Here is a 24,125-nt window from a genome sequence, read left to right as displayed (position 1 = left end):
ATCGCATGGGGTGACGACCGTCGAGCCTGAACGCCAGCCGTGAAGATCGCCACTCATCCGCCCGGCGCGATTGACCGCCCGCGGCGGCGCTCCGATCATGGGCGGATGCCTACCCTGCTCCGCTGCCTCCTGCTCTTGTTGCTGACGTTCGGCAGCGCCGCGTCGCTTGCCCAGAGCAGCGACCCGTCATCGACCGCCGCGCCGGCGGCGACACCCGCACAAACGCTGGATCAGCTGGGCAGCCAACTCGACACCGTCAAGGCCGCGCTGAAGGACAAGAAGCCCGATACGCCGCTGGCCGACCTGCGCACCACCGCGCTCGGCGTGCAGGACCAGGCGCGCCAGCTGGCCGCCGACCTCGCACCGCAGATGACCGCCCTGCAGGCGCAGCTTGCCGTGCTGGGTCCCACGCCGGCGAAGGGAACGCCACCGGAGGCGCCGGAAGTCGCTGCGCAGCGGCGCAAGCTCGACAAGGCGCAGGCCGATCTGGACGCGCAGATCAAGCAGGCGCAGCTGCTCGGCCAGAACGCGGCGCAACTGGCCGCGCAGATTTCCGGCCTGCGCAACGACGAGTTCCAGGCGCGGCTGGCCTCGCGCACGGCCACGCCGTTCAGCCGCACGTTCTGGGCCGATCCGGTGCGCGCGTTTCCGGACGACGTGGCGCGGCTCAAGCGGCTCGGTGCGCGCTTCGCCGACGCCATGGCGCAGGCATGGCAGCCGCCGAACCGGCAGCCGCTGGCGTGGTGCCTGATCGCCGCCGCGCTGCTGCTGGGCGGCGGCCGTCGGATACTGGAACGGTTGCTGCTGACGTTCTCCACGCGCCACGTGCCGGACGGCCATCTGCGGCGCAGCGCGATGGCTGCCGCGGTGGCGCTGGCCGCGGTCCTCACCACCGGGCTGGCGGCGCAACTGGCCTACCTGGGACTGAACTGGAACGACATTCTCGACGACGACCTCGCCGCGCTGGCCACCAGCGTGGTCGGGCTGGTGTTCTTCGCCGCGTACGTGACCGGACTGGGCCGGGCGCTGCTGTCGGTACCGCGGCCATCGTGGCGCCTGCCGGCGCTGTCGGACCTGGCGGCGCAACGGCTGCACCTGTTCCCGTGGCTGCTGGCCGCGGCGGCGCTGCTGTTCGGCCTGCTCGACCGCACCAGCCGCGCGATCGGCACCAGCCTGCCGGCCACCGTGGCCACGCGTGGCCTGTTCGCGCTGGTCATCAGCGGCCTGATCGGCCTGGCGTTGCTGCGTCTGCGCCGCGCCCGCCGGGAACAGGCCGCCAGCGGTGCCGAGCCGGAGCACCGGCCGGTATGGATCGGCCTGCTCAGCGCGGCCGCCACGCTCGGCGTGGCGGTCAGCTGGCTGGGCGTGGCCACCGGCTTCATCGCGCTGGCGTTCTTCGTCGCCGTGCAGATGTTGTGGGTCGGCGTGATCGTGGCCACGGTGTACCTGCTGATCCATCTGCTCACCGATCTGATCGACACCTTGCTGTCGCCGCGTGGGCGCAGCGGCCAGCGGTTGCAGGCCACCTTCCAGCTGGCGCCGCACACGCTGGAGCAGACCGCCATCCTGCTCGCCGGCGTCTGTCGCGTCGGGCTCGTGCTGTTGGCGCTGGCGACCGTGCTGACCCCGTTCGGCGCCGGTCCGAAGGACCTGCTGGCGAGCGCCGAGCAGACCCTGGGCAGCGTCAGGCTCGGCGAGCTGGCGATCAACCCGGGCACCATCTTCGGCGGCGTGCTGGTGCTGGTCGCCGGGATGTTCGTGCTGCGCACGCTGAAGCGCTGGCTGGCCGAACAACTGCTGCCGAAGTCCACGATGGAACCGGGCATGCAGGACTCCATCGTCACCCTGCTCGGCTACCTCGGCGGCATGCTGGTGTTCGTGCTGACGCTGGCCGCGCTGCAGGTGGACCTGAAGAGCATCACCTGGATCGTCAGCGCGCTGTCGGTGGGCATCGGCTTCGGCCTGCAGGCGATCGTGCAGAACTTCATCTCCGGGCTGATTCTGCTGGTCGAGCGGCCGGTGAAGGTGGGCGACTGGGTCAGCCTGTCCAGCGACGTCGAGGGCGACATCCGCCGCATCAACGTGCGCGCCACCGAGATCCAGATGTGGGACCGCTCCACCGTGATCGTGCCGAACTCGCAGCTGATCACCCAGAACGTGCGCAACGTGACCCTGGCCAACGCGCAGGGCCGCGTGCAGATCAAGCTGCCGATGCCGCTGGACACCGACGCCGGCAAGGTGCGCGAGCTGGTGCTGGGCATCCTGCGTGCGCACCACGGCACGCTGGCCGCGCCGGCGCCGTACGTGCAGCTGGAAAACGTCAACGCCGGCGTGATGACGTTCAACTGCGTCGCCTACGTCGGCGGCCCGCGCGAGGTCGGCGGGGTGAAGAGCGAGCTGCTGTTCGAGATTCTCGAACGCCTGCGCCGCGAGCGGCTGCCGATGACCAGCCCGCAGAGCATGCTGGTTCGCACGCTGCCGCCGCTGCCCGACGAGGACGAGCGCACCGGCTGAAACGCGTAGACTTGCGCCTGATCACGGAGCATGCCGATGGGATTCCAGCACCGCCTGCCCGCACCGCCACTCGACACCCTGGTCGCGACGATCTGGGACTGGGACATGCCGCCCGCCGCCCATCGCTATGAACGCGTGCTGCCGCAGCCCGGCGCGCAGCTGATCATCAACCTGCACGAGGACGAGACGCGGGTCTACAGCGACGACGACGTGCGGCGCTGCACCCGTTCGTCCGGCAGCGTGCTCGGCGGACCCGGCCTGCACAGCGAGATCATCGACACCGCCGAGCAGATCCGCGTGATGGGGGTGGTGTTCCGCCCCGGCGGCGCCCACGCGCTGACCGGCGAGGATGCCAGTACGCTGACCGGCCACGACATCGACCTGGCCGACCTGTTCGGCAGCAGCGCCACGAGGCTGCGCCAGCGCCTGCTGGAAACCGCCGACGCCAGCACGCGCCTGCAGCTGCTGGAGCGATGGCTGCTGCAATGCCTGCGTGGATCCGCACCGGAATCCGCCGTGGCACACGTACTGGCCACGCTCGACCGGCTGCCACAGGTAGCCCGGATCCCGTTGCTGGCGCGCGACACCGGATTGTCCGAACGCCGGCTCGGCCTGCTGTTCCGCCGCCAAGTGGGCATGGGGCTGAAGCATTACGCGCGGCTGATGCGTTTCCGCGCCGTGGTGGTGCAGGCGCAGACGCTGCCCGCCGTGAACTGGAGCCACGTCGCGGCGGACTGCGGCTATTGCGACCAGGCCCACCTCACCCATGAATTCCGCCGCTTCGCCGGCATCACGCCAGGGGCGTTCATGGCGGCGCGGGGACCCTACCTCAATCACCTGCCGATCGCCTGAGCGGTTGCGGAAATCTACAAGACCGGCGGCATCACCGGCGCCATTCTCCGCGCACATCACCCAGCGAGGTTCTTCGCATGTCCCAGTCCCACGGCAGCACCATCATTCCCTGCCTGCGCTACCGCGACGCGCACGCCGCGATCGAGTGGCTGTGCAAGGCCTTCGGCTTCCAAAAGCACGCCGTCTACGAGAACGAGGACGGCGGCGTGGAACACGCCCAACTCACCTTCGGCGGCGGCATGGTCATGCTCGGCGAAGTGCGCGACAACGAATTCGGCCGGCACATCGCCCAGCCCGACGAGATCGGCGGGCGCGAGACGCAATGCGCCTGCGTGATCGTGGCCGACTGCAAGGCGCACTACCAGCAGGCGAAAGCCGCCGGCGCGGTAATCGTGGACGACTATGCCGAGAAGGACTACGGCGGCGCCGGCTACAGCTGCCACGATCCGGAAGGCCACCTGTGGTACTTCGGCAGCTACGACCCGTGGCAGCCCGAGTGACGCCGGTGCCGCTTACGGTGCCGCCGCGGCCCGCCGCTTCAGCTTCGAATCCGGCCGCGCCACCGCATACATCTCCCACGCCATCTGCTTGAGCAGCCCCTGACGATCCTTGCCCTGCGCGTACAGGTCGAAGTGGGTCTTGCCCGGCAGGAAGCGGAAGTCCGACTTCGCGCCCAGGCCATCCAGCACGGCCTTGAACTTGTGCGCGGCGCCGTCGAGATAGAACGTGTCGGCGGTGCCCACGACCAGGTGGATCTTGCCGTCCAGGTCGCCTTTCAGCCGCGGCCAGTTCGCCTGCACGAGATGGGCGATGTCGTAGTGCTCGCGCCAGTACGCGACCACGGCCGGATCGACGGCGCCGGTGTCGCGATCGAACATCGGCAGCGGCCGACCGTCCGCACCGCGCGGCGAGAACACCCACTCGAACGAGGCCATCTGGCCGCCGTACTCGCCCAGCACGCGTTCGAGCTGCGCGAACGCCTCGAAGCTGGCCAGCACCTTGCCCTTGTCGCGCACCAGCGGGTACGGCGTGCCGTCCGGCTTGCGGTACACGTTCGCGTGCGGTGCATACAGGTCCACCCCGGTGAAGTCGTGGAAGTCGCTGGGATCGGGCGAGGTGGACCAGGTGCCGCCGAAAATCTTCGGGTAACGCGTCTGCAGCCACAGCGTGGCCCAGCCGCCGGAGGAATGGCCGGTGAGGAAGCGGCCGGACGGTCGCGCATCCATGCGGTAGCGCAATTCCAGTTGCGGGATCAGTTCGGTGGTCAGCGCCCGGCCCCACGGGCCGTTGTTCACCGAGTCGGCGAATTCGTGCGTGCCGGTGGCACTGGACTGGTCCAGGAACACCCAGATCATCGGCGGCATCTGATGCTCGGCCATCGCGCCGTAGACCATCGCCGCGTTGCCGGCGAGCGACGCCGCGCTGCCGCCGTAGCCGTGGGTGGCATACACCACCGGCCAGCTCTGCTTCGCGTGCGGGTCGTAGCCCGGCGGCAACAGCACCCAGCCACGCATGTGGATCGGCCGTCCCCAGAACGCGCTCAGCGCCGGGCTGACGAAGTCCAGCGGCTGCGCCGCGCGGCGCGCCGCGTCGAGGTGCTTGCGGGTGATGTCGCTGAGGTAGCGCGCCGGCAAGTCCCACGGCTCGCGCGCGCTCAGCACGCGGTCCAGGCTCAAACGCGGCGGCGTCGCGGCCGGCAGGTGCAGCTTCACCACCGAGCTGACCAGGTCGCCCGCGCCGCGTCCGCTGTAGTTGTAGCTGTGATCGACGTCGAGCACTGCCTGCACGAAGTAGTCGCCAGGTGGCAGCTGCGACCAGCCGGCCGGGTACGCCAGCGCATCAGCGTCGATCTCCACGCCCTGTCCCGGCACCAGCCGGCTCACCTCGCGCGCGGCCACTGAGGCCTGGGTGGCGCCGAACGGATTGGCATCCACCTCGTCGACCTTGCCATCCTTGGCCGCAGCGATGGCCGCCTTGGCATCGGTGGCGAACAGCAGCAGCCGGCCCGACGTCGGCTGGGTCAGCGCACTGCCCAGCTCGACACGGAACGGGCTGTGCGCCACCGGCGCGTCGGTGCGCGCCAACGCCACGCCGGCCAACAGGCCGCAGCCCAGCACGATCGCTACTGCACGACGCATGTCACGCATGTCGATTCCCCAGTATCACGGCAGTGGAAGCGCCGAAGTCGCGATCGACCCCGGCACCCGTTCAACGCTTGTCGGTACCCGGCTCGTCCGCGACCGGCACCATGCGCAGGTCCTGGAAGTCGAAGCTGAAGTCGGTCAGCGGCGAGATCGGCTGCATGCGCACTTCGCTGACATGGCCGTCCACGTCCAGGCTGAAGGTAACGAAGGCGTCGGCGTTGAGCGTGCGGTCGTCCCAGCGCACGGTGAAAGTGTCGTGCTGCCACGGCGTCATCGTGCCGACCAGCTGCTTGGTCTTGCTGAAGCGCAGGCGCAGCTTGCCATTCTCGTGGCTGACGATGACGTCGCCGTACCACGGGTCGCGGTAGCTGCCGGCGTACTTCGCCAGCGGCAACGAGGGCTTGCTGCGCTTGTCGCGCGCGGCTTCGTGCTTGGCGAAGCTGTCGTCGGCCTTGGCCTCGGATTGCTTCACCGCCTTGTCGTACGCGGCGACCCAGTCGGTCTTGTGCTCCGGGTTCAGGTAAGCGTCGAGCACGCGATAGGTCACCGCGTTGAACGCGGCGCCGGATTCGGCATTGGTCAGCACCACCACGCCGAGCTTCAGCTCCGGCACCAGGGTCACCCGCGAGACCATGCCGGGCCAGCCGCCGGTGTGCCAGACCAGCTTCCTGCCGAGGTAGTCGGACAGGAACCAGCTCTCGCCGTAGCCGGAGAAGTTCGGCACCAGCGGCGCCAGTTCGGGAATCGGCGGCTTGCCGATCTTGATCGGGGTGAGCACGCTCCACATCTCGCGCTGGCTGTCCTCGGAGAACAGCCGCGCCGGCTTGCCGTCGGCGCCCATCGTCGGCAAGGCGCCGCCGGCCAGTTGCACGTTCATCCACTTCCCCAGGTCGTGCGCGCTGGAGTAGATGCCGCCGGCGCCAGGGTCGTTGAGCCAGGCCATCGGCGGCACCGGCTCGAGATCCTTGAAGTCGGCCTTGGCGTGGCCGGTGGCCACGTCCATGCCCGGTTTCAGATAGGTCATGTCGACCAGCGACTCGTCCATGCCGACCGGCTTGAACAGGTGCTCGCGCACGTAGTCGGCGTAGCTCTGGCCGGAAGCCTGCTCGATCACCAGGGTGGCCACCGCGAACAGGATGTTGTCGTAGGCGTAGCCGCTGCGGAAGCCGTTCTTGATCGGCACACGGGCCAGCCGCTCGACCACTTCCTTCGTGCTGTACGACGTCGGCGGCCAGTACAGCAGGTCGCCCGCGCCAAGGCTGAGGCCGCTGCGGTGCGCCAGCAGGTCGCGGATGCGCATCTCGTGCGTCACGTACGGGTCGGACATGCGGAACCACGGCAGGTGGTCGATCACCCGGTCGTCCATCTTCAGCTTGCCGGCGCCCGCCAGCTGCTGCAGCGCGGCGGCGGTGAACGCCTTGGTGTTGGAGGCGATCGCGAACAGCGTGTTCGCGTCCACCGGCGCCGGCTTGCCCAGCTCGCGCAGGCCGAAGCCCTGCTCCAGTACCACGTGGCCGTCCTTGACGATCGCCACCGCGATGCCCGGCACGTCGAACGCCTTGCGCGCGCTGTCCACGTAGGCGCCGAAATCCTCCAGCTGCGCCGGCAGCAGCGGCCGTGCGAAATCGCCGCTGGAGACCGGCGGCGGTGTCCGCACGGCCGGCGCCTGCGCCGTGACGGCGGTGGCGGACACGAGCAGCGCGCAGCACAGCGCCAGGCGCAGGGAGAGGGGTCGCTGAAACATCGGCAAGGCTCCGCGGGTGAAAAGTCGCGCCACTATCGCGGCAAACCGGGCGCAGGGCCAGCGCTGGAAGTCACGCCCTCGACGCGGTGCACGGCAACGCCGATCATGGCGCCAGCGTGCCGCGCCATGCAGCAACGCCGAACCGAGGAACGCGATGGAACCGATGGTGGAATGGATCGCCGCCCATGCCCTGCGGCTATGGGCGCTGCTGCTGTTGCTGGCCCTGCTGGCCGGCGACCTCGCCTGGCGCCGCAACGCGCGCTGGCATCGCCACGCGCTTGCCCGCGGCGGTGCGCCGACCGTGCTGCGCTGGCAGGCCGGACTGATCCTGCTGCTGGCGCTGGCCCTGCTGTTCCTCGCCATCGCCGCCGCGGTCGCCGGGCAGCCGACCGGCGAACTGGCGCGCTTCGACACCAGCCTGGCCGAGAGCCTGCACGCGCAACTGCCCGCCACGGCGCTGCGCGGCATCGCCGTGGTCACCCACCTCGGCGACCTGGGGTGGGTGGCGCCCGCGGCGGCCGTGGTGGCCGCGTTCCTGCTGCTGCGCCGGCACGGGCGGCTGGCGGGCATCTGGGCGGTGGCCCTGCTCGGCATCCTGCCGATCAACGGCGGTCTCAAGGCGCTGTTCCAGCGGGTGCGGCCGCTGCACGACCACGGTTACATCGTCGAGCGGGGCTGGAGTTTCCCCAGCGGCCACGCGTTCGGCTCCATCGTGTTCTACGGCATGCTCGCCTACGTGCTGCTGCGCCTGCTGCCGCCGCGCTTCCATCGTGCCGTGATCGCCGCCGCGGTGCTGCTGGTCGGCGTGGTCGGGATCAGCCGCATCCTGCTGCAGGTGCACTATTTCAGCGACGTGATGGCCGGCTACGCCGCGGGCGCGGCATGGCTGGTGCTGTGCATCGGCATGGCCGAACATCTGCGCGCCCCGGCAGGAGACGCCACGCCATGAACGATCTGTTCGCTCCCGCCAGTCACGACAGTCCACGCATTCGCGTCGGCATCGGCGGTTGGAACTACGCGCCGTGGCGCGACAACTTCTACCCGGCCAAACTGGTGCAGCGGCGAGAGCTGGAGTACGCCAGCCGCCAGTTGCGCACGATCGAGATCAACGGCACGTTCTACGGCGCACAGAAGCCGGCGACCTACGCGAAGTGGGCGGCGGAGACGCCGGCCGGCTTCATCTTTTCACTGAAGGCACCGCGCTACATCACCGAGGGCAAGCGGCTGGCCGATACCGGCAAGGGCATCCACGGCTTCGTGCACGGTGGCCTGGCGGAAATGGGCGACCGTCTGGGGCCGATCCTTTGGCAGCTGCCGCCCTCGCGGCCGTTCGATACCAGCGACCTTGCCGCCTTCCTCGACAAGCTGCCGCGCGAACTGGACGGCCAGCCGCTGCGCCACGTGCTGGAGGTACGCCACCCCAGCTTCCTCGACGCACGCTACGTGGCACTGGCGCGCGCGCAGCGCGTGCCCACCGTATTCACCGACTCGCCCGACTACCCCTCGCTGGCCGACCTCACCGGCGACTTCAGCTACGCACGCTTGATGCGCAGCGAAGATGGCAACCCCGCCGGCTACGCGCCCGCCGAACTGGACCGCTGGGCTAGCCACGCGCGCGACTGGGCCGCGGGCAAGGACATCGCCGACCTGCCGCACGCCACCGCATTGCAGCCGCCAGGCCCGCCGCGTGACGTATTCGTGTTCTTCATCAGTGCCGCCAAGCATCGCAACCCGGCCGCGGCGATGGCGCTGCAGTCGCGCGTGGACGCGTTGGCCTGATCAGCCGGAGCGGTAGTTGTCCACCTCGCGATAGCGCCGCGCATACAGGCCGAACGCCAGCGCGGCGAGCAGCGCGAAGGCGGCGAAGAAGAACATCTGGAACGCGGTGACGCTGAGCCCCGTGCCGGCAATGGAACCCGTGACGGTTTCGTTGCGCACCGCCGCGTTGGCCAGCAGCACCCACAGGTTGCCGATGGTCGTGGTGAGGTTCCAGAAGCTCATCACCACGCCTTTCATCGACGCCGGCGCCTGGCTGTAGGCGAACTCCAGCCCGGTCGCCGAGACCAGTACCTCGCCGAAGGTCAGCAGCGCGTACGGCAGCACCTGCCACGCGATCGACAGCGGATCGCCGCCGTCGATCACCACCTGCAGCCCGCCCACCACGATCCACGCCACGCCGCTGAACGCGATGCCGGCGGTCATCCGGCGCAGCGCGGTGGGCTCGTAGCCGAGGCGGCGCAGCAGCGGATACAGCACCAGGTTGTTGAACGGGATCAGCAGCATCACCAGCAGCGGGTTCAGTGCCTGCATCTGCGCGGCATGGAACCACGACGGCATGGTCATCTCGTGGCCCTGCACCACCCAGGTCGAAGCCTTCTGGTCGAACAGCGAGAAGAACGGCGTGGTCAGCGCGAAGATCACCAGCACCCGCAGCACGTTGCGCGCCGTCCACCGCCACGTCCGGATGCAGGCCGCGGGCACGCTCCATCTGCAACCACGCACCGCCGCCGACGCCGCCGATCAGCGCCACCAGCGCGAGGCAGGCGACGATCACGAAGCCGAGCGAGCCGATCAGGCTGAAGCCGGCCAGCGCCACCAGCACGCCGGCCACCGCGATCCACAAACCGGGCCGCGCCTGCCCGGGTCGATGGGTCAGCAACGCGGTGCGCAACACCCGCGAGAACGCGTTGGGGTCCGGCGGCGTCGGCGGCAGCATCACGTACTGCCGGCGGCCCAGCCAGAACACCACGGTGGCGATGAACATCAGGCCGCCGGGAATGCCGAACGCCACCGCCGCGCCGAAGTGGTGCAGGAACAGCGGCATCAGCAGCGAAGCGAAGAACGAGCCGAAGTTGATGATCCAGTAGAACGCGTCGAACACCACCTTGGCCAGGTGCTTGTTCGACTGGTCGAACTGGTCGCCCATGAACGACGCCACCAGCGGCTTGATGCCGCCCGCGCCCAGCGCGATCAGCCCGAGGCCGGCGAAGAAACCGAGGCGGTTGTGCTCGAAGATCGCCAGGCAGGCGTGGCCGAGGCAGTACACCAGGCTCATCCACAGCACGGTGTTGTACTTGCCGAAGTAGCGGTCGGCCAGCCAGCCGCCGAGCAGCGGGAAGAAGTACACGCCGATCACGAAGGTGTGGAACACGTCCTTCGCCGCCAGCGTGCGCTGCCCCTCCGGCAGGTACAGCAGCAAGGTGGTGATCAGGAACGGGGTGAGGATGTTGCGCATCCCGTAGAACGAGAAACGCTCGCAGCCTTCGTTGCCGATGATGTAGGCAATCTGCCGCGGCAGGCGCCCGCCGGCGTGGTCGGGGGTGGTGCTCATCCATACTCCAAAGGATCGGGTGGGCGGCGCGCGGCGCCGTATCCACGGGTCCGCCGAAGTGTGCGTAATTTCCTGCGATCACGGAACCCCGCAGGCAGCGCCTCTCACCTGGCCTGCCGCCCCGCCCTGCTAAGCTCGCCGCGCATCCACCGCCAACCCGTCCGCATGCGCCAACTCAAACCACTGATCCTGCTGGCATTCATCGTCCTCGCGGTGACGCTGTGGAATCGCCATGCCGGCACCCCGCCGGCCAGCACCGGCCCGGCGGCGAGCGCGGACAGCAGCGCATCGCCCCGCGCTCCGGAGCGCCCCGCCGGCACCGACGTACCCGCCTTCCTGCCGGCGGAGGCACACGCCACGCTGGATCGGATCGCCCGCGGCGGCCCGTTCGAACACAGCCAGGATGGCGCCGTGTTCGGCAACTACGAGGGCCTGCTGCCGAAGCAGCCGCGCGGCTACTACCGCGAGTACACGGTGGAGACGCCCGGCGCGCGCAACCGCGGTGCGCGGCGCATCATCACCGGCGGCACGCCGCCGTCGGTCTGGTACTACACCGACGACCACTACCGCAGCTTCCGCCGTTTCGAGGTGGACCGATGAGTCCGCACGGTTTCGAGCTGGACCTGACCAAGCCCACCCAGAGCGGGGTGTACTTCGTCGGTGCCGACGACCTCGACCGGCTCGCGCGCGCCGCCGCCCGCGACGAGCTGTGCGTCTGCCGCACCGACCTCGCCGGCTGCCGCGACAAGGGCGAACTGCTGCGCCGGCTCGCCGTGTCGCTGCAGTTGCCGGCCACGTTCGGCCACAACTGGGACGCCCTCGCCGACTGCCTGCGCGATCTCGGCTGGATGCCGGCCTGGGGCTACGTGCTGCTGTTCGAGCACGCTGACGAACTGCGCCAGTCCGCCGCAGCCGATTACGACATCCTGCTCGGCATCCTCGATGATGCAGCCACCTTCGGCAGCGATCACGACATGCCGTGGTTCGCGTTCCTGGCGCTGCCCGACAGCGCGTTCGACGACCATCATCCGCCCGCCTGAAAGCGGGCCGCTCCCCTCACCCTGGAAAACCATGCAAACCATCGACTTTGAACTGGAAGGCGACTACGTCGAGCTCAACATGCTGTTGAAGCTGGTCGGCCTGTGCGACAGCGGCGGCGCCGGCAAGGCGATCGTGGCCAGTGGCGCGGTGCGCGTCGACGGCGCCATGGAGCTGCGCAAGACCTGCAAGATCCACGCGGGCCAGGTGGTCGGCATCGACGACGTGGAAATCCACGTGCTGGCCGACCCCAGGGCCTAGCCCGGCAGGCTGTCCAGCCGCCGGTCGAGGTCGGCATGCGCGGGCAGGCGCAGCAGGAATTCGTGTTCCAGCACGTGGCGAATCTCGGCGACGCCGTCCAGTCGGTGCCGCTCGGGCTCCTGGCCCAGCCGACGCACGGTGAACTCGCGGTTGAGCAGGCTCAGGCGCCGGTCGGCGGTGGTGCGCGCCGCGATGAGGTTGTGCGGGAAACGCGAGGCCGCATGCGTGGAGACGTAGTGGTTGGCCACCATGTAGTCGACCATCTCGCAACGGCGCAGATCGAAGCGGTAGAGCGTGAACCACTGCCCGCTCACGCATGACTGCATGCGCCATTCGCCGTCGCGTTCGACCAACCGGAACGGCTCGTGCCCGGTCGGCTGTTCCACGTCGGCCTGCAGCCGCAGCGCGCCAGTCAGCACCTGGTTGCCGAAACCGACGTCTGCCAGCCAGCTTTCACCACCCAGCTCGACGCGCAGCAACATGTGGGTCTGCGCGGTGACCGCATCCTCCGGGTGCTGCCACAGCACCCGCGCGATCAGCCCCGACACCTCGAAACCGATCGTGCGCAGCACCGCGGCGAACAACAGGTTCTGCTCGAAGCAGTAGCCGCCGCGGCCCTCGTGCACCAGCTTGCGCTCCAGCGCCGGCGTCTCCAGCTCGACCGGCAGGCCAAGCAGCGGGGTGAGGTTCTCGAACGGAATCGTGGCCACGTGCGCCACGGCCAAGCCGCGCAAGCTGGCCAGGTCGGCGGCCACGCGGCCGTGCCAGTCGACACGCCGCAAATAGGCATCCAGATCAATGGAACCTTGCATCCCTCAACTCCACGAAGGCGACAGACAATGATGGTACCGGGCCGGCCGGCGCCGCACAGGTAACCGATGGCATATGGCCGGCGAAGAACAGGTATCGGGCCACCCGACGGCCCTTCTGGCGAGGCACCGCATGATCCGTCGCAGCACACTCCAGGCGATATCGCTGGCCGTCCTGCTGATGTTGGGCGCAAGCGCGTGCCAACCTGTGTCCGCTGCCAGCGGCACGCTCCCGGCGCCGACCGTCGACGCGCCGAAAACCGCCGTCCACGGCGAGCAGGTCGCGGTGCTGGCCGGCGGCTGCTTCTGGGGCGTCGAGGCGGTGTTCGAGCACGTCAAGGGCGTGCACCGGGTGGTAGCCGGCTACTCCGGTGGCGACGCCGACACGGCGCATTACGACGAGGTCAGCGAGGGCGATACCGGCCACGCCGAATCGGTGCAGGTGCATTTCGACCCAGCCGAGGTCAGCTACGGCACGCTGCTGCAGGTGTTCTTCTCGGTCGCGCTCGACCCCACCGAACGGAACCGGCAGGGCCCGGACGTCGGCAGCCAGTACCGCTCGGTGATCTTCTACGGCAACGAGGCACAGCAACGCATCGCCGGCGCCTATATCGCGCAGCTGACCCCGGCGAAAACCTTCTCCGCACCAATCGTGACCCAGCTGGTGCCGCTGCAGGCGTTCTATCCGGCCGAGGCGTACCACCAGCACTACTTCCAACGGCACCCGTACAACCCCTACATCGTCTACAACGACGCGCCGAAGGTGGCGCATCTCAGACAGCTGTTCCCCGAGCTGTACCAGGCCTCTCCGTAGGAGCGCGCCCTGCGCGCGAGGCCTTTTCGTCACGTCACGGAGAGCATCGCGCACGACCGGAGGAAGTCCCCCGCGGACAGGGTGCGCTCCTGCGCGTTCTGCCTTGCATGGAGCGGCGCGACCCCCATCTCGGGACTTCCGCGCATGCTGCGCCGTTGGCCTGACGATCTCTCCACGTGCCGTCCCACGCCTCTCCGCCACCCGCCGAATCGACCGAACTCACACGCAGTTTTCTGGGCGTGTTCCGCTACAGCGGGCGCGCGATCGAGCTGGTGTGGAGTACCAGCCACGCGCTGACGGTCGCGCTGGCCCTGCTGACGCTGATCGCCGGCCTGCTGCCGGCCGGCGTGGCGTATGTCGGCGCGCACATCGTCGATGCCGTGGTAAGCGCCAGCAAGGCATGGGCCGCCAGCGGCTCGGCACCGCTGCGATCGGTATTCGAATGGGTGGCACTGGAAGGCGTGCTGGTGGCGGCACTGGCCGGCGCGCAGCGCGGGCTGTCGCTGTGCCAGTCGCTGCTGCGCGCGCAACTGGGCCAGCGCGTCAACGTGATGATCCTGGAGAAGGCGCTGACGCTGGAACTGGCGCACTTCGAGGACTCGGAGTTCTACGACAAGCTGACCCGCGCCCGCCGCGAGGCGTCGAGCCGGCCGCTGTCGCTGGTGACGCGCACGTTCGGCCTGGCCCAGAACGCGATCTCGCTGCTCAGCTACGGCAGCCTGCTGTTCCAGTTCTCGCCGTGGGCGGTGGCCGTGCTGCTGCTGGCCGGACTGCCGTCGTTCTTTGCCGAGACGAAGTTCTCCGGCGACGCGTTCCGGCTGTTCCGCTGGCGCTCGCCCGAAACGCGCATGCAACTGTACCTGGAAACCGTGCTGGCGCGCGAAGACCACGCCAAGGAAGTGAAGCTGTTCGGCCTCGGCCCGCTGCTGCTGGGTCGCTACCGCGGCATCTTCGACAAGCTCTACCGCGACGACCGCGACCTTACCGTGCGCCGCGAGAGCTGGGGCTTCGGCCTGGGCCTGCTCGGCACGCTCACGCTGTACGGCGCGTATGCATGGATCGCCGCCAGCACGGTGGTCGCGCGCATCACGCTGGGCCAGATGACGATGTACCTGATGCTGTTCCGCCAGGGCCAGTCGGCGGTATCGGCGATGCTGTCGGCGATCGGCGGCATGTACGAGGACAACCTGTACCTGTCGACCCTGTACGAGTACCTGGAAACGCCGGTGCCGCCATCGCTCGGCACTGCACAACGCGGCACGAAAGCGGACGACGGCATCCGTTTCGAACAGGTCAGCTTCACCTATCCCGGTGCGAGCGAACCGGCGCTGCAGGACATCAACCTGCACATCCGCCCCGGCGAATCGCTGGCCCTGGTCGGCCAGAACGGCTCGGGCAAGACTACCCTGATCAAGCTGCTGACCCGGCTGTACACGCCGGACCGCGGCCGCATCCTGCTCGACGGCACCGATCTGCGCAAGTGGGACGAAGCCGTGCTGCTGCAACGCATCGGGGTGATCTTCCAGGACTTCGCGCGCTACCAGATGCGCGTGGGCGAGAACGTGGGCGCCGGCGACGTCACCCATTTCGAGGACGAAGCGCGCTGGCGCGAAGCCAGCGACAAGGGCATGGCCAGCGATTTCATCGACAGCCTGCCGGCCGGCTTCCAGACTCCGCTCGGCAAATGGTTCAACGACGGTCGCGAACTGTCCGGCGGACAGTGGCAGAAGATCGCGCTGGCGCGTGCCTTCATGCGCTCGCGCGCCGACATCCTGGTACTGGACGAACCCACCGCTGCGATGGATGCGCAAGCCGAGGCCACCATCTTCGAGCATTTCCGCGAACTGGCCGGCAATCGCATCGCCATCCTCATATCGCACCGCTTCTCCACCGTACGCATGGCCGACCAGATCATCGTGATCCAGGACGGCCGCATCGTGGAACACGGCAGCCACGAGCAACTGATGGCCGAGAACGGGCATTACGCACATCTGTTCTCGTTGCAGGCGCAAGGGTACCGGTGAGGCCGCGACTATCGCGGCCACCACCCAGTCGTAATAGCCGGGCACGAACATGAGCACGCCGGTCTCGTGCCCCCGGCTGGGGATCTTTGGACTCCAGCTACTTCACGGCCTCGTCGAAACCCGCGCCCTGCAAGGGGAATGACGAGCAAAGACTTGACCAGAACGCCCCTGAAAGGCCAGACACGGATCAGGCACGCCGGTGCCGGACTCGCGTGAGCGAGTCCGGACGTGCCGCGGGCTTGCGATCGAAGAAAAATCACGGATGTGGCTTTCTCCACCAGCTCCGCGACCGGGATCCTTCCGCAAGAAGAGGCAGCCTACGGCATCGTTCAACGGCGACCGGCGGCATTGACCGGCACCCTCACCATCGGCGAAGGTTTTTTCAGCGCGGCATCACCGTCGCCCGTCGCCATCGATACCATGCGGCCACCGTTGACATAGTCGATCTCCCTCGTGTCACTGCTGAACACCTTGCGCGGCTGTTCGATCCGATCAGTCGCGACCTGGCCGGCCAGATCAAGCTGCAGCATATGTGCAATCTCGGCACCGCTGGCCCGCATCGCGGTCTTCAGCGCATCCCCCTGGTTGGCTGCCCACGCGTTTGCCAGATACCGGGCGCGGGCATCCGCATCCCATACTGGCAGGGCCGCCTGAGCCAACCGCTGGCGATGCTCAGCCTGCTCTTGGTTGATCTTCGTGCGCAAGCGGGCCGCTTCCGAGTCGCGCCGATTCGGCTCGGCGTTTGCCTTCGCGATGTCGTCATCGACGTGCAATGCGGAATAACGCTGGTTCTCCTGCGCCACCATACGCTTGCTGTCTTCCGCGGTTTTCTGCGGCGCCACCTGGCGCTCCGACTGATAAACCAGCACGTTCCGATAAACTGGTTTATCCGGGGTCGCGCCGACATCCTGAATCGAAACCGTCGCGATCACTTGCAGTGCTGAAAAATCCGGCATCATCGAATACGTGGTTTGCACCAGCAAACGACGGGCCGTGGAGGTCGGTTTGGTTGACGTCATCGTGTAGTTGCCGAAATGCGCGGGTTGCAGGGCCAACGCCTGCTGCAACGAGTCGCTCAGCACCGACCTCGCATCAAACCCCTGCAGCGCCGCGCGCAACGGTTGTACGTGCGCCTCGGCGAAACGCTCTGCTTCCGCCTTGACTGCGGCATTCACGATCGCCATGCCGAGTGCGCCACCGGCTGCTGCTGCAAGGATCGGCACGCCAGGCCCCGGCACCACGTTTATGTTGGCGGCCGTAAAAGTATCCTGCGCAGCCAAACTGTCCTGATCAATGACGTCAACCACCGGCAGCGGCTCCAGCGCCTGCAGTTGCGCCGAACTCGGCCGTATCACCTGCGCCTGCTGCGCACAGCCACCCAGCCCCAGCACCGCTGCCATGGCAACGGCCAACTTGCCTCCTCGGCTCATGCGTTCCCCCTGATTCGATCTGATGACCAGATCACGCCATGCCCGAAGCGGCACGGCGAACTGGCGTGCAACTCTAATCTCCTGCTCCGCGCAGCGACAAGCCGGCAGCCTGGCCGCAATAAATTGCGCCACGTCGCGACTCGGGCCGGCCTTTGGCATCGTCCAGGGTCGGTTCAAACACCGAGTCCGGTTTCCCGCCCGCAAACGCCGGCGGCATGGTGCATTCGTCAGCCAGCTTGACCCTGCCTGCCCGCCCACCCCATGCTTTGCCGTCTTTTCCCCGTCGAAACACCCGCATGAGCAGTCGCTACAACGCCGCCGACATCGAAGTCCTCTCCGGCCTGGATCCGGTCAAGCGCCGCCCCGGCATGTACACCGACACCACCCGCCCGAACCATCTGGTGCAGGAGGTGGTGGACAACTCGGTGGACGAGGCGCTGGCCGGCCACGCGAAGAGCATCGAGGTGGTGCTGCACGACGACGGCTCGGTGGAAGTGAGCGACGACGGCCGCGGCATGCCGGTGGACATCCATCCCGAGGAAGGCGTGTCGGGCGTCGAGCTGATCATGACCCGGCTGCATGCCGGCGGCAAGTTCAGCGGCAAGAACTACAACTTCTCCGGCGGTTTGCACGGCGTCGGCGTGTCGGTGGTCAACGCGCTGTCCGACCGGGTCGAGGTGACGATCCGCCGCGACGGTTCCGAATACCGGATGGTATTCGCCCACGGCGACAAGATCAGTCCGCTGGAAGTGATCGGTACGGTGCCGAAGAAGCGCAGCGGCACCACGCTCCGGTTCTGGCCGGAGGCGAAGTATTTCGACTCGCCGAAGATCTCGCTGGGCAAGCTCAAGCACCTGCTGCGCGCCAAGGCGGTGTTGTGCGCCGGCCTCAACGTGAAGCTCACCGACGTGGCCTCGGGTGAAGTCGTCGAGTGGCATTACGAGGACGGCCTGCGCGACTACCTGCGCGGCGAACTGGACGGCATCGAAGCGCTGCCGAACGAACTGTTCGTGCACCAGATGGCGCGCGACATCGAGGGCATGGAGGTGGCGCTGGCCTGGTTGCCGGAAGGCGAACTGGTGCAGGAAAGCTACGTCAACCTGATCCCCACTGCGCAGGGCGGCACCCACGTCAACGGCCTGCGCACCGGCCTGACCACCGCGATCCGCGAGTTCTGCGACATCCGCAACCTGCTGCCGCGTGGCGTCAAGCTGGCACCGGAAGACGTGTGGGAGCGGCTGTCGTTCGTGCTGTCGACCCGGCTGCAGGATCCGCAGTTCGCTGGCCAGACCAAGGAGCGATTGTCCTCGCGCCACGCCGCCGGCATGGTCGAGAACGTCATCCACGACGCCTTCAGCCTGTGGCTGAACCAGCACGTGGAGATGGGCGAGCGGATCGCGCAGCTGGCGATCGAGCGCGCCAGCGCGCGGCTGAAGGCGGCCAAGCAGATCGTGCGCAAGAAGATCACCCAGGGCCCGCAGCTGCCTGGCAAGCTGGCCGACTGCACCGCCACCGACCTCACCCGCACCGAGCTGTTCCTGGTCGAGGGCGACTCCGCCGGCGGCAGCGCCAAGCAGGCGCGCGACAAGGAGTTCCAGGCGATCCTGCCGCTGCGCGGCAAGATCCTCAACACGTGGGAGGTCGAATCCACCTCCGTGCTGGCCTCGGAGGAAGTGCACAACCTGGCCGTGGCGATCGGCTGCGACCCCGGCAAGGACGACCTCTCCGGCCTGCGCTACGGCAAGGTGATCATCCTGGCCGATGCCGACTCCGACGGCCTGCACATCGCCACCCTGCTGTCCGCGCTGTTCCTCAGGCACTTCCCGACGCTGGTCAGCGAAGGCCACGTGTTCGTGGCGATGCCGCCGCTGTTCCGCGTCGACGTGGGCAAGCAGGTGTTCTACTGCCTGGACGAGGCCGAGAAGGAAGCGATGCTGCAGCGGATCGAGCGCGAGAAGATGAAGGGCGCGGTCAGCACCACCCGCTTCAAGGGCCTGGGCGAGATGAACCCGCCGCAGCTGCGCGAATCCACCATCCATCCCGACACCCGCCGGCTGGTGCAGCTCACCGTCGCCGACGGCGACGGCACCGCGCGCATCATGGACCTGCTGCTGGCGAAGAAACGCGCCGGCGACCGCAAGTCCTGGCTGGAGGAAAAGGGCGATCTGGCCACGCTGGAGGTCTGACCCGCGCGGTGGCGCTAAGATGCGGACATGTCACATGCGAACAAACCCATGGCCCTGACTCCGCCCATCAACCTGCAGCGCTGGATCGATGAGCATCGCCACCTGCTGCAGCCACCGGTGGGCAACAAGTGCATCGTCGACGGCGACTTCATCATCATGATCGTCGGCGGCCCGAACGCACGCACCGACTACCACTACGACGAAGGCCCCGAGTTCTTCTACCAGCTCGAAGGCGAGATCACCCTGAAAGTGCAGGACGACGGCGTGGCCCGCGACATACCGCTGCGCGCCGGCGAGATCTTCTACCTGCCGCCGCGCGTGCCGCATTCGCCCAACCGCGCCGCCGGCTCCATCGGGCTGGTGATCGAGCGCCGCCGCATCGCCGGCGAAAAGGACGGTCTGATGTGGTTCTGCGAGCGCTGCAACCACAAGCTGTACGAGGAACACTTCGTGCTGGACAGCATCGAGCACGATTTCCCGCCGGTATTCGAGCGCTACTACCGTTCGCGCGAAGCGCGCACCTGCGCTGCCTGCGGCCATCTCAACCCCGCCCCCGCAAAGTACGCGTAGGCGCCCGCGGGCAACCTCCTACGGGTGACGGGTGAGCCACTTGCGCGCCATGCGCCGCAGTGAAACGTCCAGGCTTTCATCCTTCGCCACCTCGACAACCGGTCGCCACGCCAGCGCGCGGGATTCCTGGTTGATCGTGAAGCACTCGTCCGCGCCAGCGCGCAGCACGTAGCGCACGTCGTAATGCCAGTGCTCCGGTTCGTCGCCTCGTGCCGGGATGCGGTGCCGGTCGAGGTCGAAGATGCCGCCTTCGACACGCAGGCCGGCCACGCCGGTTTCCTCCTGCGCCTCGCGCAACGCGACCCGCGCCAGCTCGGCGTCGCCGTCGGCGTGGCCGCCCGGCTGCAGCCAGCGGTCCAGTTTGCGGTGGTGCATCAGCAGCACGCGTTCGCCATCCGCGCTGACCAGCCAAGCCGAGCCGGTGAAGTGGCCCGGCAGATGGCCGCGCTCGAACACCGCAGCATGCGACGCGAGGAAAGCGCTGAAGGCGGCAACCAGCTCGCCGTCCCCGGGATGGCGTGCGCGATAGTCGTGCAGTGCAGCGCCCAGCTGCGGAAAATGCGATGGCATGACTTGTGGCAGGTGACGGGGAAAACAGCAGCCATTCTAGCTGCATCGCGTCTTGTACCCCTTCCACCGCTCCGCTAAGGTTGGCCGTCCGTCGGCTCGTCGCGTCCCTCTTCGTCGCGTTTCCGTTCGAGCGCGACGCTGCTGTTTTCCCCGGGGGAGCCACTGCATGCTGTTCAAGCGCATCAAACCGATCGACCAGATCATCGCCACGGCGGAGAAGAAGGCCCTCACCCGCCAACTTGGTGCCTTCCAGCTCACCATGCTCGGCATCGGCGCGATCATCGGCACCGGCATCTTCGTGCTCACCGCCGAGGCGGGCCAGAAGGCCGGCCCCGGCATGATGATCGCGTTCGTGATCGCCGCGGTGGTGTGCGCGTTCGCTGCGCTGGCCTACGCCGAACTCGCCTCGATGGTGCCGGTGGCCGGCTCGGCCTATACCTACACCTACGGTGTGCTCGGCGAGACCACCGCCTGGGTGGTGGGCTGGGCGCTGGTGCTGGAGTACACCATCGCCGCCAGCACGGTGTGCGTGGGCTGGGCCGGCTACGTCAACGGCCTGCTTGCGCACGCCGGCTTCGGCTTGCCGCACTTCCTGCAGGTAGGCCCGATGGACGGCGGCAGCTTCAACCTGTTGGCCTGCCTGATCGGCCTGGCGGTCACCTTCCTGCTGGTGATCGGCACCTCGAAATCGGCCAAGGTCAACACCGTGCTGGTGATGATCAAGATCATCGCTCTCACCGCCTTCATCATCGTCGCGTTGCCGGCGGTGAAGGATCCGAACTTCACGCCGTTCGTGCCCAACGGCTGGGGTAGCCCGACGGGCGGCATCGGCGTGCTGGGCGCGGCGGCCTCCATCGTGTTCGCCTACATCGGCTTCGACGCCATCTCCACCGCGGCCGAGGAAACCAAGAACCCGAACCGCAACATCCCCATCGCGCTGATCGCCTCGCTGGGCGTGTGCACCATCTACTACCTGCTGGTGAGCTACGCCGCGGTGGGTTCGGTGGGCGCGCAGCCCATGCTGGGCCCGGATGGCGTGGCGCTGGAGCCGGGCACGCCAGCCTTCGCGGCAGCGTGCCAGGGCTCGGACGCACTGGTGTGCAGCAAGGAGGCGCTGGCCCACGTGATACGCCTGCTCGGCCACAACAACATCGCCGCCTTCATCGCCTTCGCCGCCAGCATCGCGCTGCCGTCGGTGATCCTGACCATGACCTACGGCCAGACCCGCATCTTCTTCACCATGTCGCGCGACGGTCTGCTGCCCAGCAAGCTGGCCAAGATCCATCCGCGCTTCCACACGCCGCACGTCATCACCCTGATCACCGGCAGCTTCGTCTCGCTGTTCGGTGCGCTGTTCCCGGTGGGCATCCTCGCCGACATCACCAATTCGGGCACGCTGTTCGCGTTCATCATGGTGGCGCTGGGCGTGCTGATCCTGCGCCGTACCCAGCCCGAGCGCCCGCGCCCGTTCCGCACTCCGCTGCCGTGGCTGATCTGCCCGCTGGCGGTGTTCGGCTGCCTGCTGCTGTTCCTCAACCTGTCGAAGGAAGCCAAGATCACCTTCTTCGTCTGGGGTGCGATCGGCCTGGTGGTGTACTTCCTGTACGGCTACCGCAACAGCAACCTGGCTCGCGGCGTCGAAGCGGACTGATCCTGCCCCACGCACGCTGATCGCCATGCCGCCGGCACGACCCACGTCGTGCCGGCCTCACGTCCGGAAGCCTCATGCTCAAGCAACTGCTCGCCCGCAAGACCGATTTCAACGAGCCCGACGACACGCACGGGCCTACCCTGCGCCGCACGCTCGGCCCCTGGGGGCTGACCGCGCTGGGCATCGGTGCGGTAATCGGTGGCGGCATCTTCGTGATCACCGGGCAGGCCGCGGCCGACCATGCCGGTCCGGCGGTGATCCTGTCGTTCATCCTGGCGGCGATCTGCAGCACGTTCACCGCGCTGTGCTACGCCGAATTCGCCACGCTGATCCCGGTATCCGGCAGCGCCTACTCGTACGCCTACGCCACGCTGGGCGAGCTGATGGCATGGTTCATCGGCTGGAACCTGGTGCTGGAGTACGGCGTGTCGGCCTCCGCGGTGGCGGTGAGCTGGACCGGCTATTTCCTCAGCCTGCTCCAGCATATCGGCAGCACCTTCAACATGGACCTGAGCCTGCCCGCGGCACTGACCAATGCGCCACTGGCCTTTACCGCCGACCACCAGCTGGTCGCCACCGGCGCGCTGTTCAACCTGCCGGCGGTGGTGCTGATCCTGCTGCTCACCTGGATCTGCTACGTGGGCATCCGCGAGTCGAGCCTGGCGAATGCCGCGATGGTGGCGCTCAAGGTCGGCCTGATCACCCTGGTGATCGTGGTCGGCTGGCGCTACGTCGACCCGTCCAACTGGCACCCGTTCGTGCCGGAGTCGCAGGGCCATTACAAATACGGCTGGGGTGGCGTGCTGCGCGGCGCGGCGATGGTGTTCTTCGCCTACATCGGCTTCGAGGCAACCTCGGTCGCGGCGCAGGAGTCACGCAACCCGCAGCGCGACCTGCCGATCGGCATCCTCGCCTCGCTGGCGGTCTGCACCGTGCTGTACATCGCGATGGCCGCGGTGATGACCGGCCTCAGTTCTTACACCCTGCTCGGCACCGACGAGCCGGTGGTGACCGCCCTGCACGGGCACCCGCAACTGGAATGGCTGCGCTGGCTGGTGGAGGTCGGTGCGCTGCTGGGGCTGTCGTCGGTGGTGCTGGTGATGATCATCGCGCAGCCGCGCATCTTCATGATCATGGGCCGTGACGGCATGCTGCCGAAGGTGTTCACCCGTATCCACCCGCGCTACCGCACGCCGCACCTCAACACGCTGATCACCGGCGCCGGCATCGCCCTGCTCGCCGCGATTTTCCCGCTGGACGTGCTGGGCGACCTGGTGTCGATGGGCACGTTGATCGCGTTCATGGCGGTTTGCGCCGGCGTGTGGATCCTGCGGCATACCCGGCCGGAACTGCCACGCACGTTCCGGGTGCCGTTCGCACCGGTGATCTGCACGCTCGGCATCCTCAGCTGCCTCGCCCTGCTGTCCACCATGGCCTGGTACAACTGGTCGCTGATGATCGTCTGGACCCTGCTCGGGCTGGTGATCTATTTCAGCTACGGCAACCGGCACAGCCACCTGCGCAGCCCCGTAGCGGACGCCCCCTCGACCGATGCGTAAGTTCGCCAAATGACGCAGAAAAAGTCATATTTTCTGCAATAGTCGCCGAAATTCTACCAACAACACTTATCTGTCGGCACCGAACAGATTCTTGAAAAATTCCAGGAAAGCTGAAATATCTTCTTTGCTTTCAATGGATTAACGAGAATTTTCCAAGAGGAACCGCGGGGGTGGTCGCCCATTTGGCGAACTCGGGAGTATCATCCTCAGTCCGCGGGTTGATCACTTGGCAGTGGGCCCCGGATCGCGGCTCGGCGCGTCAGGTGGGTAAGCTCCTCAGCCTGATGTGTCCGGGCCGCACTTTTGCCTGCGTCTTGCCGACCACGCGCGCCAACAGAAAGGCCGGCGATGAGCCTAATGCCAGTCAGTTAAGGTATTGACGAAGCCGGAACGACCCAAGAGGCTCATGGTTTTCCATGAGCCTCTTGCTTTGATCTCAGCCCTGCAAGCCAACTTTGATGCGGTAGGCGATCTGTCTCCCGCCGCGTTTGATCGTTTCAGCCAGCTCATTCCGGCCGCCTGGATCGAGCAAGCATTGCAAGCGACTGGCACGACGTCACTGCGCCGTCGACGTCTGCCGGCCGAGCGATTGATCTGGCTGGTCATCGGCTTAGCGCTGTTTCGCAAC

At 67.6% G+C, this 24,125-nt stretch carries 20 protein-coding genes and 1 pseudogene; 15 read left to right on the top strand and 6 right to left on the bottom strand.

The window, feature by feature from the left end:
- Positions 1 to 105: 105 nt before the first annotated feature.
- From RHOOR87_RS0115570 to RHOOR87_RS0115560, 3 genes are all read left to right on the top strand, one after another.
- Positions 106 to 2,514 carry a DUF3772 domain-containing protein gene (locus RHOOR87_RS0115570; RefSeq protein WP_043795708.1) on the top strand — a complete coding sequence of 803 codons (2,409 nt, stop codon included), beginning with the start codon at positions 106 to 108 and terminating at the stop codon, positions 2,512 to 2,514.
- Positions 2,515 to 2,550: 36 nt separating this feature from the next.
- Positions 2,551 to 3,366: a helix-turn-helix domain-containing protein gene (locus RHOOR87_RS0115565; RefSeq protein WP_027485533.1), complete on the top strand. Its 816-nt coding sequence runs from the start codon at positions 2,551 to 2,553 to the stop codon at positions 3,364 to 3,366.
- Positions 3,367 to 3,443: 77 nt separating this feature from the next.
- On the top strand, positions 3,444 to 3,866 hold the full coding sequence (locus RHOOR87_RS0115560; RefSeq protein ID WP_015447371.1) for a VOC family protein: 423 nt from the start codon (positions 3,444 to 3,446) through the stop codon (positions 3,864 to 3,866).
- A 12-nt stretch (positions 3,867 to 3,878) separates the two neighbouring features.
- Here RHOOR87_RS0115560 and RHOOR87_RS0115555 read toward each other — a convergent pair whose 3' ends face one another.
- On the bottom strand, positions 3,879 to 5,513 hold the full coding sequence (locus RHOOR87_RS0115555) for an alpha/beta hydrolase-fold protein (protein ID WP_027485532.1): 1,635 nt from the start codon (positions 5,511 to 5,513) through the stop codon (positions 3,879 to 3,881).
- A 61-nt stretch (positions 5,514 to 5,574) separates the two neighbouring features.
- A complete protein-coding gene (locus RHOOR87_RS0115550; protein WP_027485531.1) occupies positions 5,575 to 7,254 on the bottom strand; it encodes a serine hydrolase in 1,680 nt (559 codons plus the stop codon).
- Positions 7,255 to 7,408: 154 nt separating this feature from the next.
- Between RHOOR87_RS0115550 and RHOOR87_RS0115545 the strand changes: the two genes are divergently transcribed.
- Complete coding sequence (locus RHOOR87_RS0115545) at positions 7,409 to 8,203, top strand: phosphatase PAP2 family protein (RefSeq protein WP_027485530.1); 795 nt, start codon at positions 7,409 to 7,411, stop codon at positions 8,201 to 8,203.
- The gene (locus RHOOR87_RS0115540) at positions 8,200 to 9,033 is read left to right on the top strand and encodes a DUF72 domain-containing protein (protein WP_027485529.1); all 834 of its coding nucleotides are present in this window, start codon (positions 8,200 to 8,202) and stop codon (positions 9,031 to 9,033) included. Before RHOOR87_RS0115545 ends, RHOOR87_RS0115540 begins: the two co-directional genes overlap by 4 nt.
- Here RHOOR87_RS0115540 and RHOOR87_RS19320 read toward each other — a convergent pair.
- Positions 9,034 to 10,585, bottom strand: a pseudogene (locus tag RHOOR87_RS19320) (oligopeptide:H+ symporter). It abuts the gene before it with no gap.
- Positions 10,586 to 10,750: 165 nt separating this feature from the next.
- Here RHOOR87_RS19320 and RHOOR87_RS0115530 point away from each other — a divergent pair.
- The 3 genes from RHOOR87_RS0115530 to RHOOR87_RS0115520 are packed head-to-tail and all read left to right on the top strand — an operon-like array spanning position 10,751 to position 11,884.
- Positions 10,751 to 11,185, top strand: coding sequence for a ribonuclease domain-containing protein (locus tag RHOOR87_RS0115530; RefSeq protein WP_007513056.1), 435 nt, complete (start codon positions 10,751 to 10,753; stop codon positions 11,183 to 11,185).
- Positions 11,182 to 11,625, top strand: a complete 444-nt coding sequence (locus RHOOR87_RS0115525) for a barstar family protein (protein WP_027485528.1) — start codon at positions 11,182 to 11,184, stop codon at positions 11,623 to 11,625. Before RHOOR87_RS0115530 ends, RHOOR87_RS0115525 begins: the two co-directional genes overlap by 4 nt.
- 31 nt (positions 11,626 to 11,656) lie before the next feature.
- Positions 11,657 to 11,884 (top strand): RNA-binding S4 domain-containing protein, encoded by a 228-nt coding sequence (locus RHOOR87_RS0115520; RefSeq protein WP_027485527.1) that lies wholly within the window; start codon positions 11,657 to 11,659, stop codon positions 11,882 to 11,884.
- Here the strand turns inward: RHOOR87_RS0115520 and RHOOR87_RS0115515 are convergent.
- On the bottom strand, positions 11,881 to 12,696 hold the full coding sequence (locus RHOOR87_RS0115515) for an arylamine N-acetyltransferase (protein WP_027485526.1): 816 nt from the start codon (positions 12,694 to 12,696) through the stop codon (positions 11,881 to 11,883). The genes RHOOR87_RS0115520 and RHOOR87_RS0115515 overlap by 4 nt on opposite strands.
- A gap of 130 nt (positions 12,697 to 12,826) precedes the next feature.
- On the opposite strand from RHOOR87_RS0115515, the gene msrA reads away from it, so the two are divergent.
- Both msrA and RHOOR87_RS0115500 read left to right on the top strand, forming a co-directional pair.
- Positions 12,827 to 13,507: a peptide-methionine (S)-S-oxide reductase MsrA gene (gene msrA, locus RHOOR87_RS0115510; protein ID WP_027485525.1), complete on the top strand. Its 681-nt coding sequence runs from the start codon at positions 12,827 to 12,829 to the stop codon at positions 13,505 to 13,507.
- Positions 13,508 to 13,746: 239 nt separating this feature from the next.
- Positions 13,747 to 15,531, top strand: a complete 1,785-nt coding sequence (locus tag RHOOR87_RS0115500; protein ID WP_043795702.1) for an ABC transporter ATP-binding protein — start codon at positions 13,747 to 13,749, stop codon at positions 15,529 to 15,531.
- A 329-nt stretch (positions 15,532 to 15,860) separates the two neighbouring features.
- On the opposite strand, the gene RHOOR87_RS0115495 is transcribed toward RHOOR87_RS0115500, so the two are convergent.
- Positions 15,861 to 17,093, bottom strand: coding sequence for a hypothetical protein (locus RHOOR87_RS0115495; protein WP_231381808.1), 1,233 nt, complete (start codon positions 17,091 to 17,093; stop codon positions 15,861 to 15,863).
- Positions 17,094 to 17,257: 164 nt separating this feature from the next.
- On the opposite strand from RHOOR87_RS0115495, the gene parE reads away from it, so the two are divergent.
- Positions 17,258 to 19,147 (top strand): DNA topoisomerase IV subunit B, encoded by a 1,890-nt coding sequence (gene parE, locus RHOOR87_RS0115490; protein ID WP_027485522.1) that lies wholly within the window; start codon positions 17,258 to 17,260, stop codon positions 19,145 to 19,147.
- 48 nt (positions 19,148 to 19,195) lie between these two features.
- Positions 19,196 to 19,717 carry a 3-hydroxyanthranilate 3,4-dioxygenase gene (locus tag RHOOR87_RS0115485; protein WP_015447353.1) on the top strand — a complete coding sequence of 174 codons (522 nt, stop codon included), beginning with the start codon at positions 19,196 to 19,198 and terminating at the stop codon, positions 19,715 to 19,717.
- An 18-nt stretch (positions 19,718 to 19,735) separates the two neighbouring features.
- On the opposite strand, the gene RHOOR87_RS0115480 is transcribed toward RHOOR87_RS0115485, so the two are convergent.
- Complete coding sequence (locus RHOOR87_RS0115480) at positions 19,736 to 20,287, bottom strand: NUDIX hydrolase (protein ID WP_027485521.1); 552 nt, start codon at positions 20,285 to 20,287, stop codon at positions 19,736 to 19,738.
- 166 nt (positions 20,288 to 20,453) lie between these two features.
- Here RHOOR87_RS0115480 and RHOOR87_RS0115475 point away from each other — a divergent pair, with 166 nt between their 5' ends.
- The 3 genes from RHOOR87_RS0115475 to RHOOR87_RS19315 form a co-directional block, all read left to right on the top strand.
- Positions 20,454 to 21,938 carry an amino acid permease gene (locus RHOOR87_RS0115475; RefSeq protein ID WP_007513030.1) on the top strand — a complete coding sequence of 495 codons (1,485 nt, stop codon included), beginning with the start codon at positions 20,454 to 20,456 and terminating at the stop codon, positions 21,936 to 21,938.
- A gap of 74 nt (positions 21,939 to 22,012) precedes the next feature.
- Entirely contained in the window at positions 22,013 to 23,497 is a 1,485-nt protein-coding gene (locus RHOOR87_RS0115470) for an amino acid permease (protein WP_027485520.1), read from the top strand.
- Positions 23,498 to 23,903: 406 nt separating this feature from the next.
- Positions 23,904 to 24,125 (top strand): transposase domain-containing protein (locus tag RHOOR87_RS19315; RefSeq protein ID WP_043795695.1); only part of this gene is annotated, 222 nt, incomplete at its 3' end.

It is taken from the genome of Rhodanobacter sp. OR87 (assembly GCF_000473345.1).
GTDB lineage: Bacteria > Pseudomonadota > Gammaproteobacteria > Xanthomonadales > Rhodanobacteraceae > Rhodanobacter > Rhodanobacter denitrificans.
Note: the sequence above shows the minus strand (reverse complement) of the source record. Positions and strands in the feature narration are given on the sequence as shown.